11 protein-coding genes are annotated in these 14891 nt (G+C 73.9%); 6 read left to right on the forward strand and 5 right to left on the reverse strand.

Annotated elements, in window-relative coordinates; translation table 11 throughout:
• The first annotated feature begins 779 nt into the window (after window positions 1-779).
• The 4 genes from BJP40_RS30320 (at window position 780) to BJP40_RS30335 (ending at window position 5536) form a co-directional block, all read left to right on the forward strand.
• Window positions 780-1352 (forward strand): phosphoesterase, encoded by a 573-nt coding sequence (locus tag BJP40_RS30320; RefSeq protein WP_071283986.1) that lies wholly within the window; start codon window positions 780-782, stop codon window positions 1350-1352.
• On the forward strand, window positions 1349-2911 hold the full coding sequence (locus tag BJP40_RS30325; RefSeq protein ID WP_071283989.1) for an alkaline phosphatase: 1563 nt from the start codon (window positions 1349-1351) through the stop codon (window positions 2909-2911). The genes BJP40_RS30320 and BJP40_RS30325 overlap by 4 nt, the downstream gene beginning before the upstream one ends.
• 63 nt (window positions 2912-2974) lie before the next feature.
• Complete coding sequence (locus tag BJP40_RS30330) at window positions 2975-3940, forward strand: zinc-binding dehydrogenase (protein WP_071284013.1); 966 nt, start codon at window positions 2975-2977, stop codon at window positions 3938-3940.
• A gap of 177 nt (window positions 3941-4117) precedes the next feature.
• Entirely contained in the window at window positions 4118-5536 is a 1419-nt protein-coding gene (locus BJP40_RS30335) for a glycoside hydrolase family 5 protein (RefSeq protein ID WP_071283992.1), read from the forward strand.
• 93 nt (window positions 5537-5629) lie between these two features.
• Here BJP40_RS30335 and BJP40_RS30340 read toward each other — a convergent pair whose 3' ends face one another.
• Window positions 5630-6595, reverse strand: coding sequence for a PadR family transcriptional regulator (locus BJP40_RS30340; RefSeq protein ID WP_071283995.1), 966 nt, complete (start codon window positions 6593-6595; stop codon window positions 5630-5632).
• A 1-nt stretch (window position 6596) separates the two neighbouring features.
• The gene (locus BJP40_RS30345; protein WP_071283997.1) at window positions 6597-7478 is read right to left on the reverse strand and encodes a DUF4097 family beta strand repeat-containing protein; all 882 of its coding nucleotides are present in this window, start codon (window positions 7476-7478) and stop codon (window positions 6597-6599) included.
• Window positions 7479-7644: 166 nt separating this feature from the next.
• Here BJP40_RS30345 and BJP40_RS30350 point away from each other — a divergent pair, with 166 nt between their 5' ends.
• Complete coding sequence (locus BJP40_RS30350; RefSeq protein ID WP_071284000.1) at window positions 7645-8472, forward strand: hypothetical protein; 828 nt, start codon at window positions 7645-7647, stop codon at window positions 8470-8472.
• Between the two features lie 338 nt (window positions 8473-8810).
• Here BJP40_RS30350 and BJP40_RS30355 read toward each other — a convergent pair whose 3' ends face one another.
• Window positions 8811-8990 (reverse strand): DUF6104 family protein, encoded by a 180-nt coding sequence (locus BJP40_RS30355; RefSeq protein WP_003992906.1) that lies wholly within the window; start codon window positions 8988-8990, stop codon window positions 8811-8813.
• A gap of 265 nt (window positions 8991-9255) precedes the next feature.
• Here BJP40_RS30355 and BJP40_RS30360 point away from each other — a divergent pair, with 265 nt between their 5' ends.
• Window positions 9256-9573 carry a hypothetical protein gene (locus BJP40_RS30360; protein ID WP_071284003.1) on the forward strand — a complete coding sequence of 106 codons (318 nt, stop codon included), beginning with the start codon at window positions 9256-9258 and terminating at the stop codon, window positions 9571-9573.
• Window positions 9574-9732: 159 nt separating this feature from the next.
• Here the strand turns inward: BJP40_RS30360 and BJP40_RS30365 are convergent, their stop codons facing one another.
• Together BJP40_RS30365 and BJP40_RS30370 are read right to left on the reverse strand one after the other, a co-directional pair.
• On the reverse strand, window positions 9733-13578 hold the full coding sequence (locus BJP40_RS30365; protein WP_071284007.1) for a multifunctional oxoglutarate decarboxylase/oxoglutarate dehydrogenase thiamine pyrophosphate-binding subunit/dihydrolipoyllysine-residue succinyltransferase subunit: 3846 nt from the start codon (window positions 13576-13578) through the stop codon (window positions 9733-9735).
• 289 nt (window positions 13579-13867) lie between these two features.
• Window positions 13868-14891: HAMP domain-containing sensor histidine kinase (locus tag BJP40_RS30370; protein WP_071284010.1), on the reverse strand; the 1024-nt coding region annotated here is incomplete at its 5' end.

Here is a 14891-nt window from a genome sequence, read left to right on the forward strand (position 1 = left end):
CGGCATCCGGTACCGCCAGGCGCCGGCGCCTGCCGCCCCGTGTGCCGTGTGCCGGGGCCCGGTACGGCGTGACTGCCCCCTGCCCCTGCCCCCTGCCCCGGCCGCCCGCCGTCTGCCACCCACCGCCGTGTGCCGTGTGCCGTGTGCCGTGTGCCGAGTGCCGTGTGCCCGCGGTCCGGTACTGCCGCCTGCCGCCTGCCGCCGTGTGCCGTGACCCGGTACCGCGTGCCTGCCGCCGGCTGTCCGCCGCCGTGCGCCGTCCGTCTGCCCGGCGCTCTGTACTACGAGCCTGACGCCCGCCGCCCGCTGCCTGTCGCGACCCGGTACTGCCCTCCGTCTGCCGCCCGCCGCGACCCGGTGCCGCGTGCCAGCCAGCCGCCCGCATGCCCTCCGCGCCGTACCCGCGCCCCACCTCCGCAATCCGGTACCGCCAGCCCGCCTGCCCGCCGCGCTGTACCCGCGCCGCCCGCCGCGTTCCGGTACGGCGTGCCGGTCAGCCGCGCCGTACCCGCGCCCCACCGCCGCAATCCGCTACCGCCAGCCAGCCGCCGCGCGCCCGCCGCGACGTGCCCGCGCCCCCCGCCGCGGGCGGCTCGCAACCGCCCGGACTGCCGGTACGGGACCGCCCGAAGCGTCCGCTGGCCTCCGCACGGCGGGGAGCCGTCCGGAGGCCCCGGCCGGGCCCGTCATGCGGACGTCGGGCAGGTGTCGCCCGCCCGTCACCCGCGGCTGCTCTGATGCGCACGCCCACCCCACCCCCCAACCCCCGGGAGGCGCGCGTGAACCTGGTCGTCAACGGAGACGCCGAGAGCGGACCCGGCGGCACCCCCGAGCCCGTCGGGAGCGTGACCGGCTGGCAGATCCTGCAAGGGGCTCCCGCACTCGTCGCGTACAGCCACGGCGGCGGCTACCCCACCGACAGGGACCCCGGGCCGGCCCGGCGCGGCAGCCGGTTCTTCTCCGGCGGCAACGCCCCCAGGACCGCCCTGCTCCAGGACGTGGCCCTGCCCGCCGACGGGCCCGTCGGGTCCGCGGCCGTCGACGCCGGCGGCGTCCGGTACTCCGTCACCGCCTGGCTCGGCGGGTACGCCTCCCAGGAGGACGGGGCCCGGCTGTCCGTGGAGTTCCGGGACGGCCGCGGCACGCCCCTGGCGCTCAGCGTCCTCGGGCCCGTCACCGCCGCGGAGCGCCGCCGGCGCACCGGCCTGCTGGAGCGCTCCGACGAGGCCGCGGTGCCCCCCGGCTCCCGCACCGCGCGCGTGCTGCTGGTGTGCACCCGCGCCGGCGGCACCTCCAACGACGGGTACGCCGACGGGATCACCCTCACCCTCACCCCCGGGAGCGCCCTGTGAGCCTCAACCGACGCGACCTCCTGAAGGCCGCGGCCGCCGCCGGTGCCCTCAACGCCGCCTGGCCGCTCAGCGGCGGCCTGTCGCCCGCGCAGGCCCGCGAGGCCGCCGAGGCGCTGGGGGCCGACTACGACCCCGCCCCGTTCACCCTCGGCGTCGGCTCCGGCGACCCGCAGCCCACCGGGGTCGTCCTGTGGACCCGACTCGCCCCCGACCCGTTCGCCGACGCCGGCGAGCAGGGGCTTCCCGAGGTCGTCGAGGTGGGCTGGGTCGTCGCCGAGGACCCCGGCCTCGGCCGGGTCGTCGCCCGCGGGACGCTCCCCGCCTCCGAGACGCTCGGGCACAGCGTCCACGTCCCCGTGCAGGGCCTCACCCCCGGCCGGACCTACTGGTACGCCTTCAGCGCCCTCGGCGCCACCAGCCGCGTCGGCAGGACCAGGACCGCGCCCGTCGGGCCCGTGGCGCGCGTCCGGTTCGCCTCCGCCAACTGCCAGCACTTCCCGTCCGGCCACTACGCCGCCCACCGCGCCATCGCCCGCGAGGACCTCGACTTCGTCGTCCACCTCGGCGACTACGTGTACGAAGGCGGGCCGAGCGGCTCCTCGCTGCGCGACCACACCGCCCCCGACCCGCTGAACGTCGGCGACTACCGCAGGCGCCACGCCCTCTACAAGGGCGACCGGTCGCTGCGCGAGGCCCACGCCGCCCACCCGTGGTTCCTCACCTGGGACGACCACGAGGTGGTCAACGACTACAGCAGCGCGGGCGCGGGAGCCCCCTTCCTGCAGCGCCGCGCCGCCGCGTACCAGGCGTGGTACGAGCACATGCCGCACCGGGACGGCGGCGGCACGCGGTCGGCGCTGCCCGATCCCGTCCTCCACCGGCGCAGGACCTGGGGCGACCTGCTGGAGCTGACCGTCCTCGACCTGCGCTCGTACCGCTCCGCGCAGAACCTCCCCGACGGCACCATCCTCGGCGCCGAGCAGAAGCAGTGGCTGAAGCAGGGCGTCACCAAGGCCCCCGACTCCTGGCACGTGTGGGCGAACTCCATCATGCTCAGCCAGCTGCGCGGCCGGCCCGGGGGCCCGTACATGTTCACCGACCAGTGGGACGGGTACCTCGCGGAACGCCGGGAGGTCCTCGGGCACGTGCACGGCAGCGGCATGGAGGACCTCGTCGTCATCACCGGAGACTGGCACTCCGCCTTCGTCGACGACCTCCGGCCCGACTTCGACGACCCGTCGTCGCCGGTCATCGGGACCGAGTTCACCGCGCACTCCGTGTCGTCCTCGGCCTACTCGGCCGACTGGAACGCCGCCAACGGGCCCCTCATGGGCCGCGCCAACCCGCACCTGAAGTACTTCGAGGGCAACCGGTACGGCTACGACGTCCACGAGGTCACCCCGGAACGGTTCACCACCCGCATGCGGGTCGTCGCGGACCGGCGGGACCCGCTGTCGCCCGTCACCACCCTCACCGCCTTCCACGTGGACCGCGGGCGGGCGGGCTCCTACGAGGACCCGGCCACCAAGGGCTCACCCGCCCAGTGGCGCAGGGACTGACGGGACGCGTGTCACACCGGTGTGCGGTTCCGCCGCACACCGGTGCGCCCTATGGTCAGGGCCATGTTCGCTGCCTACGCCGCCCGTATCGACCGTGACCGGCCCCTCGACGGACTGGAGCTCGGTGAGCGCCCCGAGCCCGAGGTGCGCCCCGGCTGGACGACCGTCACCGTCAAGGCCGCCTCCCTCAACCACCACGACCTGTGGTCCCTGCGCGGAGTCGGCCTCGCCGAGGACAAGCTGCCGATGATCCTCGGCTGCGACGCCGCCGGCCTCGACGAGGACGGCAACGAGGTCGTCATCCACTCGGTCATCGGCCAGACCGGGCACGGTGTCGGCCCGCGCGAGCCGCGTTCCATCCTCACCGAGCGGTACCAGGGCACCTTCGCCGAACGGGTCGCCGTGCCCGCCTGGAACGTGCTGCCGAAGCCGAAGGAGCTGAGCTTCGCGGAGGCCGCCTGCCTGCCGACCGCCTGGCTCACCGCGTACCGCATGCTCTTCACCAACGCGGGCGTGCGGCCCGGCGACTCGGTGCTGGTGCAGGGCGCGGGCGGCGGTGTCGCGACCGCCGCGATCGTCCTCGGCAAGGCCGCCGGGCTGCGGGTGTACGCCACGAGCCGCGACGAGGCGAAGCGGAAGCGGGCCGTCGAACTCGGCGCGGTCGACGCGTTCGAGCCGGGTGCGCGGCTGCCGCAGCGGGTGGACGCGGTCATCGAGACGGTCGGCGCCGCCACGTGGTCGCACTCCGTCAAGTCCCTGCGCCCGGGCGGCACCCTGGTCATCTCCGGAGCGACGAGCGGCGACCGGCCGTCGCACGCGGAGCTGACCCGCATCTTCTTCCTGGAGCTGAAGGTCGTCGGTTCGACGATGGGTTCCAAGGACGAGCTGGAGGACCTGCTGGCGTTCTGCGCGGCGACCGGCGTGCGGCCGGTGATCGACGCACTGCTGCCGCTGGACCGGGCGCGCGAGGGCTTCGCGAAGATGGAGTCCGGCGAACTGTTCGGGAAGGTCGTCCTGACGACCTCCTGACCGCCTCCTGACAGCGTCCGGGCGGCGTCCTGAAGGCCTCCTGACGGCCCGCCGGCAGCTTTCCGGGGGGCCGGTGCAGACGGAATCCTCGTCGCGCGTCTTGATGGATCGTCAGTTTGAGGGTGGGATCTCCGGCATCGCGTACGACTCGTCCCGTCACGCCACGCCGGAGGTCCCATGCGCACCACCGCCCGTGCCGCCGTCCTCTGCGCCCTCGCCGCGCTGCTCGTCGCCGCGGTCCCGGCGCCGCCCGCCGCCACCGCGCCCCCACCGGCCGCCCGGACCGCCGAACCAGGTGTCCCGCGCCTCACCGACGAGCGCGGCCGGGTGCTGACCCTGCGCGGCTGGAACGTCGAGGACAAGGCCAACCGCGGGGACGCCGCCCTGTCCGCCATCACCGAACGGCACTTCCGCGACCTGCGCGCCCACGGCTTCAACACGGCCCGGCTGCTGGTCTTCTGGGACGACCTGGAGCCGCGGCGCGGCCACTACAGCGAGGCGTACCTGCGGAAGATCACACGCCTCCTGGACTGGGCGCACCGGCACGGCATACGGGTCGTCATCGACGCCCACCAGGACGTCTTCGGGCCCGCGTTCGGCCACCGCGGCATCCCCGCGTGGGCCACCCGGACGGACGGGCTGCCGTTCACGCCCCGACCCGACGACTGGTTCTCCGAGTACTTCGAGCCCGCCGTGCAGCGGGCCTTCACCCACCTGTACGACGACGAGGACCTGCGCCGCGCCCAGGCCGCCATGTGGCGGGTGCTCGCCGACCGGTTCGGACGGCACCCGGCGGTGCTGGGCTACGACCTGATCAACGAGCCGATGGGCGAGCTGCGGGAGGGCGAGGACCTCGCGGCGGCGGCCCGCAGGATCGAGGCGGAGAAGCTGACGCCCATGTACCACCGGCTCGCCGCGGCGGTGCGTTCCGTGGACCGGGAGAGCTGGCTGTTCGTCGAGCCCACCCCGATCGTCGGGGAGGGCGTGCCGACCGCCCTCGGGAGGATCGAGGACCCGAAGGTGGTGTACGCGCCGCACTTCTACAACACCGCGATGGAGGCCGGGGCGGACTACGACCCGGACGCCGGCTGGATCGAGGCGTACGAGGCGGCGGTCGTCGCCTACCCGAAGCAGTACGAGGTCCCGGTGGTCGTGGGGGAGTGGGGCCCGCTGAACAACGCGCTGCCGCGCATGGGCCGCTTCTACGACGACGCGCTGGCGTCGCTGAACCGCTACAGCTCCGGCTGGACGGCGTACGTGTGGTGCTACGGGGGCGGCTACTGCGCGGTGGACGGCCAGGGCCGCTTCCGCACCCACAAGGAGAAGACGGCGGCGCCGTACGCGCAGGAAGTGGCGGGAACCGTGCGGGAGGAGCACCACGGGCCCGGCTCCTACCGCCTCGCCTACACGGCGGGCCGGCCCGGCGCCGGGCCCACCGTGCTGTCCCTGCCGCCCAGCGAGGACGGCTGGCGGATCACGGTCGGAGGGCGGGCATGGCCCCGCACCCGGGCGGTGCCGCCGTCCGCGGAGGCGGTGCGGGTGGCGGTACGGGCCGTGCCGGGCGCGGCGGTCACGGTCGACGTCGACCGGGAGTGACGCGGGGCCGCAGCGGCCGCCGTGGGCCGGACGCGCCCCGCGGGTCCGCCGCCGCCCCCGGTCGCGGGCGGTGCGCCGGTCCGCGGGGCGGGGTCAGGACGGGGCGCCCCGCAGGAGACGGGTGATGTGGGCGGCCGCCGTGGCGAGGTGCACGCGGGCCTCGGCGAGCCCGGCCTCGGTGACGCCGTGGTCGCGGGCCGTGTCGCGGACGTCGTCGCGGAAGCGGTCCAGCAGCCGTTCCAGGTCGCGCGCCGGGTCGCCCGACGCACCCGCGTCCGCGGCCCACTCCGGCACGTCGACCGGGTCCGGCTCCGCGTACGGGCCCCGGGGGGGCGCCGCGCCGTTCGCGGGAGCGGGCCCCGGGCCGGGCGCGGGCGGAGGGCCGAACAGGCCGCCGAAGCGGCTCGTCAGGTCCGTCAGCCCGTCCCGCACGCCCTTGGGCCAGTCGCCCTGCGCCAGGTGCTCCTGCACCTGCTGGGCCAGCCGCTGCATCTCCTGGCGCGCCCGGTCCTGCGCCTCCTTCGCCTGGCGGCGGGCGTGCTGGGCCTCCTCGCGCGCCCGGCGCGACTCGTCCTTGGCGCGCCGGGTCTGCTCCTTCCACTCCTGCTTCGCCCGGCGCAGCTCCTCCTTGGTGCTGCGCCACGCCTCCCAGTCGGGGCCGCCCGCCGACTGCCGGTTCTCGCCGGCCGCCGCGCGCACCTCGCTGCGCAGCCGTCCCGCGGCGCCCCGCACGTCGTCCCGTATCTCGGCCGCCAGCTCCGACACCGAGTCGCGGATCTCCTGCTCCAGGTCGGCCAGCTCGCCGGCGCGGGCGGCCAGCTCCGCGCGGCCCGCGTCGGTGACCGCGTACACCTTGCGGCCGCCCTCGGAGGTGTGCCGCACCAGCCCCTCGGCCTCCAGCTTGGCCAGCCGCGGGTACACGGTGCCGGCGGAGGGCGCGTACAGGCCCTGGAAGCGCTCCTCCAGCAGCCGGATCACCTCGTAGCCGTGGCGCGGCGCCTCGTCGAGCAGCTTCAGCAGGTACAGCCGCAGTCGGCCGTGCGCGAAGACGGGCGGCATGTCACAGGACCTTTCCGGACGGGACGTCATCGGGGGCGGCGCCGGCGGGCGCGGGCGCCGCCGGGGTGTCGTCCGGGCGGCGCAGCAGGGCGATCGCACCGGACACGGTCGTCGCCTTCAGGGTGCCGGTGCCCGCGCCGAGCGTGCCGGTGATCTGCTTGGCGCCGAACGTGCCGCCGACGCGCAGCCCGTCGAAGGCGTTCGACACGGCGCCGCTCGTCGTGTTCGCCTCGACCCGGGCGTCGGCGCGCCGCGGCAGCCGGATCGCGACCTCCCCGGACACGGTGACGAGCTGGATGTCCGTCGGGCCGCCGGCGGCCGGTTCCACGTCCACCAGCATGTCGCCGCTCACGGACTCGGCCCGCACGGAGGAGCCGGAACCGTCGACGACGGTGAGGTCGCCCGAGACGGAGGTGAAGTGCAGGTCCCCGGTGACGGCCTGGGCCTCCAGACCGCCGGAGACCGTCTCGGCCCGCACCGGGCCGGACAGCCGGGCCAGCGTGGTGTCCCCGGTGACGCCCCGCACCTCCGTGCGGCCCCGGATGCCGGAGACGGTGGCGGTGGCGCCGACCGCGGCGACCTGCACGTCGGTGCCGGCCGGGACGGTGACGGTGACGACGGCGCTGCGCTGCCTGCCACCGGGCTTCAGCCAGGACCGGAAGCCCTTCCAGTGCAGGTCCTCGTACGTGATGGTGAGGGTGCGGTCCTCGTGCGTGACGACCAGGGGCGGGCCTTCGACGGCCGACACCTCCAGCCGGGCCGCGGCGTCCGTGTCCTCCGTGCCGATCACGTTGACCGCGCCGTTCACCACGCGGACGCGCAGCGCGGTGAGGGGGTCGTCGAGGGTGAGTCTCAAGGATTCGATGACGGTCCACTGAGGCATGCGGCTGTCCTCCTCGGCTCGGGCGGGAACGCGACCAGAACACGGCATATCGCGTTACGTCTTCACACACGATATATCGCGCTAGCTCGAAGTCAAGCGTCCGCTCCCGCCCGCTGGGCCGCGCATAATCCCTCGGATCGGGACAAATTGCCCTAGCGTATGGCCCATGAACGCGACATCCACGGGCGCGCTTCTGCTCTGCCGTGCCGCCTCCGACACGGCCGCGGCCACCGCACACCTGCTGCGCGAGCGCGTCGTGCTCGCCCCGGCGGGCCCCGGCTGGAGCGTGCTCGTCCCGGAGGGCCGCCCCTGGCAGGAGGACGCGGAACCCGTCGAGCGGGTCGCGTCCGGGTGGGCCACCGCGCTCGCCGTCGCCGCCCCCTGGCCGGCGCTCGCCCTGTGGTGGGACCAGGACCGCGTCGGCTACACCCTCGCGTCCGGCTTCCGCCGGCCCGTCGACTACACCTGGCTCGCCGACGGCACGCCCGCGGGCGAGGACGAGGCGATGCTGACCTTCGCCGAGCGGCTGGGCCTCGACCCCGTCCTCGACGTCCAGGCCCTGCACGGGCTCACCCGACCGGACGCGGACGCCGACGCGCACGCCCGGCTGCTCGGCCTCCTCGCCGTACTGTCCCGGCTCGGCCTGGTCCTCCCCGAAGGGGTCCGCCCCGGGGGCGCGGCGGCGGACCTCCAGGGGGGCGCCTCCGCCGTCCCGGGTGCCGGGCATCTCGCCGGCCACGGCTGGCGCGACACCGTGCGCGCCGAACTCGCCACCGTCGAGAGCGGCCCGCTGGGCCCCTGGCTGCACGGCCCGCGCGCCCGCCGCGTCGCCGCCGGACAGCTCGCGGTCGGCCTGCCGCTGCTCGCCTGGGCCCTCCTGCCGCCCAGGATCCGCCCCGGATGGGCCACCGCGGGCGCCCTGCTCACCCTCCAGGGCGCGCTCGGCCTCGCGTACGACCGCATCCGCGCCCGCGAGGCGGAGAACGACGACTGAACGGGCGGGTGGGGGCGGCGGCCGGGCTGACCGCCCCGGGGCGGTCAGCCCGACCGCGCAGGCAGACCGGGCGGGCGGGCCCGCGGCCGACCGCATAGGCGGCCGCGCAGTCGTGTGGCCGGCTGGGCAGGTGCTCGGCCGACCGCCTGGGTGCTTCCTGGCCGAACGCACGGGCGTGGGGCCGACCGCGCGGGTGCTTCTCGGCCGGCCGTGCGGACGGGAGGGGCCGGCGCCGGACGACACGAGGCGAAAGGCGCCGACGGCCTGGCCGAGAGGCGCCGGTGGCCGGGCCGGAATGGCGGCCGGGCGGGGCGGCGGTCGGCCGGGTTGCCGGGAGGCTACTCGTCGTCCTCGTCGTCCAGCCGGGCGAGCCACGTGGCCAGTCGCTCCACCGGCACCTCGAAGTCCGGGTTCAGGTCGACGAACGTGCGGAGCTGCTCGGCCAGCCACTCGAAGGTGACCTCCTCCTCGCCGCGCCGCTTCTCCAGCTCCTCGATGCCACGGTCCGTGAAGTACAAGACATGCTCCTGATCGTTCGGGGGCGTCGCCCCGCTGTCCTCCGCCCAGGGTATGAGGTGGCCGGCGCCGGGTCGGCGCCTTCCCCACCGGACGTCTTCGGAAGGGACCTGTGGGCAGGAGCCTGGCCGCCGCCGAGATCGCACGTGCCGACTGGACCGCGCAGCACAGCCTGGCCGACCGGCCGCAGGACGTGCCCGCGTCGCTGCGGCAACTGATCGCCGCGCGCACCGAGGACGAGGCGGCGGCGGGCTGGACAACTCCGTCGTGGTGCAGGGCGCCCTGTACGGCGCCGCCCTGCCCGTCGTCCCGGTGCTGCCGGCCGCGCTGCTCGACGACCTGTCGGCCGACGCCCGTGACCACGTCCTGGAGCTGCTGTACCAGATCGTGGCGGGCGAGGACGAGGCGGCCCGGGGCAGCGGCGACCTCGGCGACCGGTGCCGCGCCGCCGCCCGAGAGGGCCTGTGGCTCGTCTACCGCGAGCTCGGCACGCGCCGGCGCGACCTCGCGGAAGCGATCCTCGACCGCGTGGAGGAAGACCGGGCCAGGCTCGCCCACCACCGCGGAGCCCTGCGCGGCAAGTAGCCCCCGCGAGCGGACGGGCCGGCCCGCCCGGACCTGCGGGGCGCGCGCGTTCCGAGCGGCTCGCGGTGCACGGGGGAGCGGCCACGGGGCGTGGGGGGGGGAATGCCGGAGGGCCCTGCACCGCGTGGGTGCCGGGCCCTCCCGTCGTGCTGCTGCCCGTCAGGCCTCGAAGACCTCGTTGACGAGCTGGATCTGCTCCGCCTGGTGGCGCTTGGCGGAGCCCACCGCCGGGCTGGAGCTGTGCGGGCGCGAGATCCGGCGCAGCCGCTCGGCCTGCGGGATGTCGGCGCCGACGGCCAGGTCCAGGTGGTCGATCAGGTTGAGCGCGATGAACGGCCAGGCACCCTGGTTCGCCGGCTCCTCCTGGGCCCAGATGAACTTCTCCGCGTTCGGGTACTTGGAGATCTCGGCCTGGACCTCGGCACCCGGCAGCGGGTAGAGGCGCTCCAGGCGGATGATCGCCACGTCCTTGACCCCACGCTTCTGCCGCTCGGCCTCCAGGTCGTAGTAGACCTTGCCGGAGCACAGGACGACCTTGCGGACCGCGGCCGGGTCGACCGAGGAGTCACCGATGACCGGGCGGAACCGGCCCGTCGTGAACTCCTCCGCCTTCGACGCCGCCGCCTTCAGACGCAGCATCGACTTCGGCGTGAAGACGATGAGCGGCTTGTGGTGCGGGTTGTGCACCTGCCAGCGCAGGAGGTGGAAGTAGTTCGACGGGAGCGTCGGCATCGCGACCGTCATGTTGTTCTGCGCGCAGATCTGGAGGAACCGCTCCGGGCGGGCGGACGAGTGGTCCGGGCCCTGGCCCTCGTAGCCGTGCGGCAGGAGGAGCGTGACGCCGGACGTCTGGCCCCACTTCTGCTCGGCGGAGGAGATGAACTCGTCCACGACGGTCTGGGCGCCGTTGACGAAGTCGCCGAACTGCGCCTCCCACATGACCAGCGCGTTCGGGCGGGCCAGCGAGTAGCCGTACTCGAAGCCCATCGCCGCGTACTCGGAGAGCAGCGAGTCGTACACGTTGTACCGGGCCTGGTCCTCGGCGAGGTACAGGAGCGGGGTGTAATCCTCGTTCGTCTCCTGGTCCACCAGCACCGCGTGGCGCTGGCCGAAGGTGCCGCGGCGGGAGTCCTGGCCGGCCAGCCGCACCGGGACGCCCTCCATCAGCAGCGAACCGATGGCGAGGGTCTCGCCCATGCCCCAGTCGATCGTGCCGTCGGCGACGGACGACGCGCGGCGCTGGAGCTGCGGCAGCAGACGCGGGTGGACGGTGATGTGGTCGGGGATGTTGACCTGCGACTCGGCGATCCGCTTCACCGCCTCCTGGGAGATCGCGGTGTCCACGTCGCCCGCCGGGAACCCGGCCTGCGGGTCCACCGCCATGCCCTCGGAGGGCTGCGAGGCGGCCTCGCGGACCTCGGTGAAGACCTTCTCCAGCTGCCCCTGGAAGTCCTGCAGGGCCTGCTCCGCCTCTTCCACGGTGATGTCGCCGCGACCGATCAGCGACTCCGTGTACAGCTTGCGCACGGAGCGCTTCTTGTCGATGAGGCTGACCATCGCCGGGTTGGTGAACTGCGGGTTGTCGCCCTCGTTGTGACCGCGGCGGCGGTAGCAGATGAGGTCGATGACGACGTCCTTGTTGAACGTCTGGCGGAACTCGAAGGCGAGCCGCGCCACCCGGACGCACGCCTCCGGGTCGTCGCCGTTCACGTGGAAGATCGGCGCCTCGATCATGCGCGCCACGTCGGTGGCGTACATCGAGGAGCGCGACGACTCGGGCGCCGCGGTGAAGCCGACCTGGTTGTTGATGACGATGTGGACGGTGCCGCCGGTGCGGTAGCCGCGCAGCTGCGACATGTTCAGCGTCTCGGCGACGACGCCCTGGCCCGCGAAGGCCGCGTCGCCGTGCAGCGCCACGGGCAGGACGGTGAAGTCCGTGCCGGCCTTGCCGATGATGTCCTGCTTGGCGCGGACGACGCCCTCCAGGACCGGGTCCACCGCCTCCAGGTGCGACGGGTTCGCGACCAGGCTGACCTTGATCTGCTCGCCGTCCAGGCCGGTGAAGGTGCCCTCGGCGCCCAGGTGGTACTTCACGTCGCCGGAGCCGTGCATCGACTTCGGGTCGAGGTTGCCCTCGAACTCGCGGAAGATCTGCGCGTAGGACTTGCCGACGATGTTCGCGAGGACGTTCAGGCGGCCGCGGTGGGCCATGCCGATGACGACCTCGTCCAGGCGGGACTCGGCCGCACTGTCGATGACCGCGTCCAGCAGCGGGATGACGGACTCGCCGCCCTCCAGGCTGAAGCGCTTCTGGCCGACGTACTTCGTCTGCAGGAAGGTCTCGAAGGCCTCCGCCGCGTTGAGGCGGCGCAGGATCCGCAGCTGCTCCTCGCGCTCCGGCTTGGAGTGCGGGCGCTCGACGCGGTCCTGGATCCACTTCCGCTGCTTCGGGTCCTGGATGTGCATGAACTCGATGCCGGTGGTGCGGCAGTACGAGTCGCGCAGTACGCCGAGGATGTCGCGCAGCTTCATCATCGACTTGCCGCCGAAGCCGCCGACCGCGAACTCCCGCTCCAGGTCCCACAGGGTGAGGCCGTGCTCGGTGATGTCCAGGTCGGGGTGCTTGCGCTGGTGGTAGTCCAGCGGGTCGGTGTCGGCCATGACGTGGCCGCGGACCCGGTAGGAGTGGATCAGCTCGAAGACGCGCGCGGCCTTCGTCACGTCGTCGTCGTGCGACGCGTCGATGTCCTTCAGCCAGCGGACCGGCTCGTAGGGGATGCGCAGCGCCTTGAAGACGTCGTCGTAGAAGCCGTTCTCACCGAGGAGGAGGTTCGCGACGATCCGCAGGAACTCGCCGGACGCGGCGCCCTGGATGACCCGGTGGTCGTAGGTCGACGTGAGGGTCATCACCTTGGAGACGCCCAGCTTGTTCAGGGTGTCCTGCGAGGTGCCCTGGAACTCGGCCGGGTAGTCCATGGAGCCGACGCCCATGATGACCGACTGGCCGGGCATCAGGCGCGGCACGGAGTGGACGGTGCCGAGGCCGCCGGGGTTGGTGAGGGAGACGGTGACGCCCGAGAAGTCGTCCATCGTCAGCTTGCCGGCGCGGGCGCGGCGGACGATGTCCTCGTACGCCTGCCAGAACTCGAAGAAGTCGAGCGTCTCGGCCTTCTTGATGGCCGCGACGACGAGCTGGCGGTCGCCGTTGGGCTTGACGAGGTCGATGGCGAGGCCGAGGTTGACGTGCTCCGGCTTCACCAGCGTCGGCTTGCCGTCCTTGACCTGGTACGACCAGTTCATGGCGGGCATCGCCTTGATCGCCTGCACCATCGCGTAGCCGATGATGTGCGTGAAGGAGATCTTCCCGCCGCGGGCGCGCTTCAGGTGGTTGTTGATGACGATGCGGTTGTCGAACAGCAGCTTCACCGGGACCGCGCGGACCGACGTGGCGGTCGGCATGTCCAGCGAGGCGTCCATGTTCTTCGCCACGGCGCCGGCGGGGCCGCGCAGCGTCACGAACTCGGGGCCCTCGGGCGACTCGGCGGCGGGCTTCGCGGCCGCCGGCTTCGCCTGTGCGGGCTTCGCGGGGGCCGCGGGCGCGGCCGACGCCGGCTTCGCGGGAGCGGCGGGCTTCGCCGGGGCCGCCGGGGCGGCGGCAGGAGCCTGTGCGGCCGCTCCTGCGGCCGGGGCCTGCGGCTGCTGCGCCGGGGCGGCGGCCTGCGCCGGGGGCTGGGCCTGCGTACGGGCCGGCGGCGTCACGGTGCCCGCAGCCCCCGAGGCCGCGGGGGCCTGTGCCGCGGGCTTGTCCGCCGTGCCGGGCGCACCCGGCTTGTAGTCGGCGAAGAAGTCCCACCAGGCGCGGTCGACCGAATTCGGGTCCTGGAGGTACTGCTGGTAGATCTCGTCAACGAGCCACTCGTTGGCGCCGAACGCCGCGGCAGGGCTCTTGCCCTGTCCGTCTGGGTCGGTCGAGATGCTCGAGTTACTGGGGGACTGAGACGACACGGCGGCAACCGCCCTCTTCCGCTTCACAAGGTGATGGACAGCGGAAATAAAGGCTACGCCTCTACGGGCGGGAGGTGCAGGCCGGGCAGGTCATCGTCGCGTACATCACACGAAAACGCTGGTTTCGGCGAAGACAATGGCGGGAAACAAGCGTGGTTCGGCGGTCACCCGGCGTGACCCGGGTAGCGCTGAACAGGGCCGCGGCCCTCATCGTCCGCACCCCTGAGCGGGCCGGCTCCGTGCCCGCACACGTTCACGGGTCGGCGGCGGCCCCGGTTCGAACCCTACGTCAATCGCGTTGTGGGGGGATCCCCGGAAGAGTGACGAGAATCCGGCAGCCGCGAGCCGATTCGGCCACACCGATACGGCCACCGTGGAGGTCGACGGCCCACCGGGCGATGGCCAGGCCCAGGCCCGTGCCGCCGTCGCTGCCCGGCCCGTGCGGGGACGGCACGCTGCCCCGGTTGAACCGCTCGAAGACCTTGTGCCGCTCCGCCTCCGGGATGCCCGGGCCCTCGTCCTGCACCTCCAGGTCCAGGGACTCCGGGTAGGGCCCGCGCCGGGCCCGGACGGTGACCCGGCCGTGCGGCGGCGAGTGCTTCACGGCGTTGTCGATCAGGTTCGCCACGACCTGGTGGAGGCGTTCCATGTCCGCGTGCGCGGTCAGCTCCGGCGGCGACACGTCCAGGTGCAGGTGCACGTCGCTGCGGGTGTGCGGGCCCGAGGCGGAGCCGCCGACCGCACGCTGCGACGCCGCGAGCCCGGCCTCCTTCAGCACGCCCGACAGGTACGGCCACACCTCGAAGCGCCGGCAGCGCAGCGGCACCACCCCGTTGTCGAGCCGTGACAGGTCCAGCAGCGTCTCGACCAGCCGGCCCAGCCGCTCCGTCTGCGCCAGGGCGGTGCGCATCGTTTCCGGGTCGGCGGCCGACACGCCGTCCACCACGTTCTCCAGCACCGCCCGCAGGGCCGCGATCGGCGTGCGGAGCTCGTGCGACACGTTCGCCACCAGCTCCTTGCGGTGCCGGTCCACGGCCTCCAGGTCGTCCGCCATGCGGTTGATGGTGGACGCGAGGTCGCCCAGCTCGTCGCGGCGGTCGGCGCCGCGTACCCGGCGCGTGTAGTCGCCGTGCGAGATGCCCCTCGCGACGGTGGTCATCTCGTCGAGGGGGGCGGTCAGGCCGTGCGCGAAGAACTGGGTGAGGAGGAGGGTGGCGATCACCGAGAAGACGGTGATGAAGCGGAGCTCGGTCTCCGTGCGGAGCGCCACCAGCAGCAGCCCGGTCGTGATGAACACGGACACGACGACGAGG

The sequence above is a fragment of the Streptomyces sp. CC53 genome (assembly GCF_001865245.1).
Classification (GTDB): Bacteria; Actinomycetota; Actinomycetes; order Streptomycetales; family Streptomycetaceae; genus Streptomyces.

What these genes read in the sequence shown, in the direction of transcription:
- BJP40_RS30330 (WP_071284013.1), top strand. Translation starts at nt 2,975, where the DNA reads ATGTTCGCTGCCTACGCCGCCCGTATCGACCGTGACCGGCCCCTCGAC.
- BJP40_RS30335 (WP_071283992.1), top strand. Translation starts at nt 4,118, where the DNA reads ATGCGCACCACCGCCCGTGCCGCCGTCCTCTGCGCCCTCGCCGCGCTG.
- BJP40_RS30340 (WP_071283995.1), bottom strand. Translation starts at nt 6,595, where the DNA reads ATGCCGCCCGTCTTCGCGCACGGCCGACTGCGGCTGTACCTGCTGAAG.
- BJP40_RS30345 (WP_071283997.1), bottom strand. Translation starts at nt 7,478, where the DNA reads ATGCCTCAGTGGACCGTCATCGAATCCTTGAGACTCACCCTCGACGAC.
- BJP40_RS30350 (WP_071284000.1), top strand. Translation starts at nt 7,645, where the DNA reads ATGAACGCGACATCCACGGGCGCGCTTCTGCTCTGCCGTGCCGCCTCC.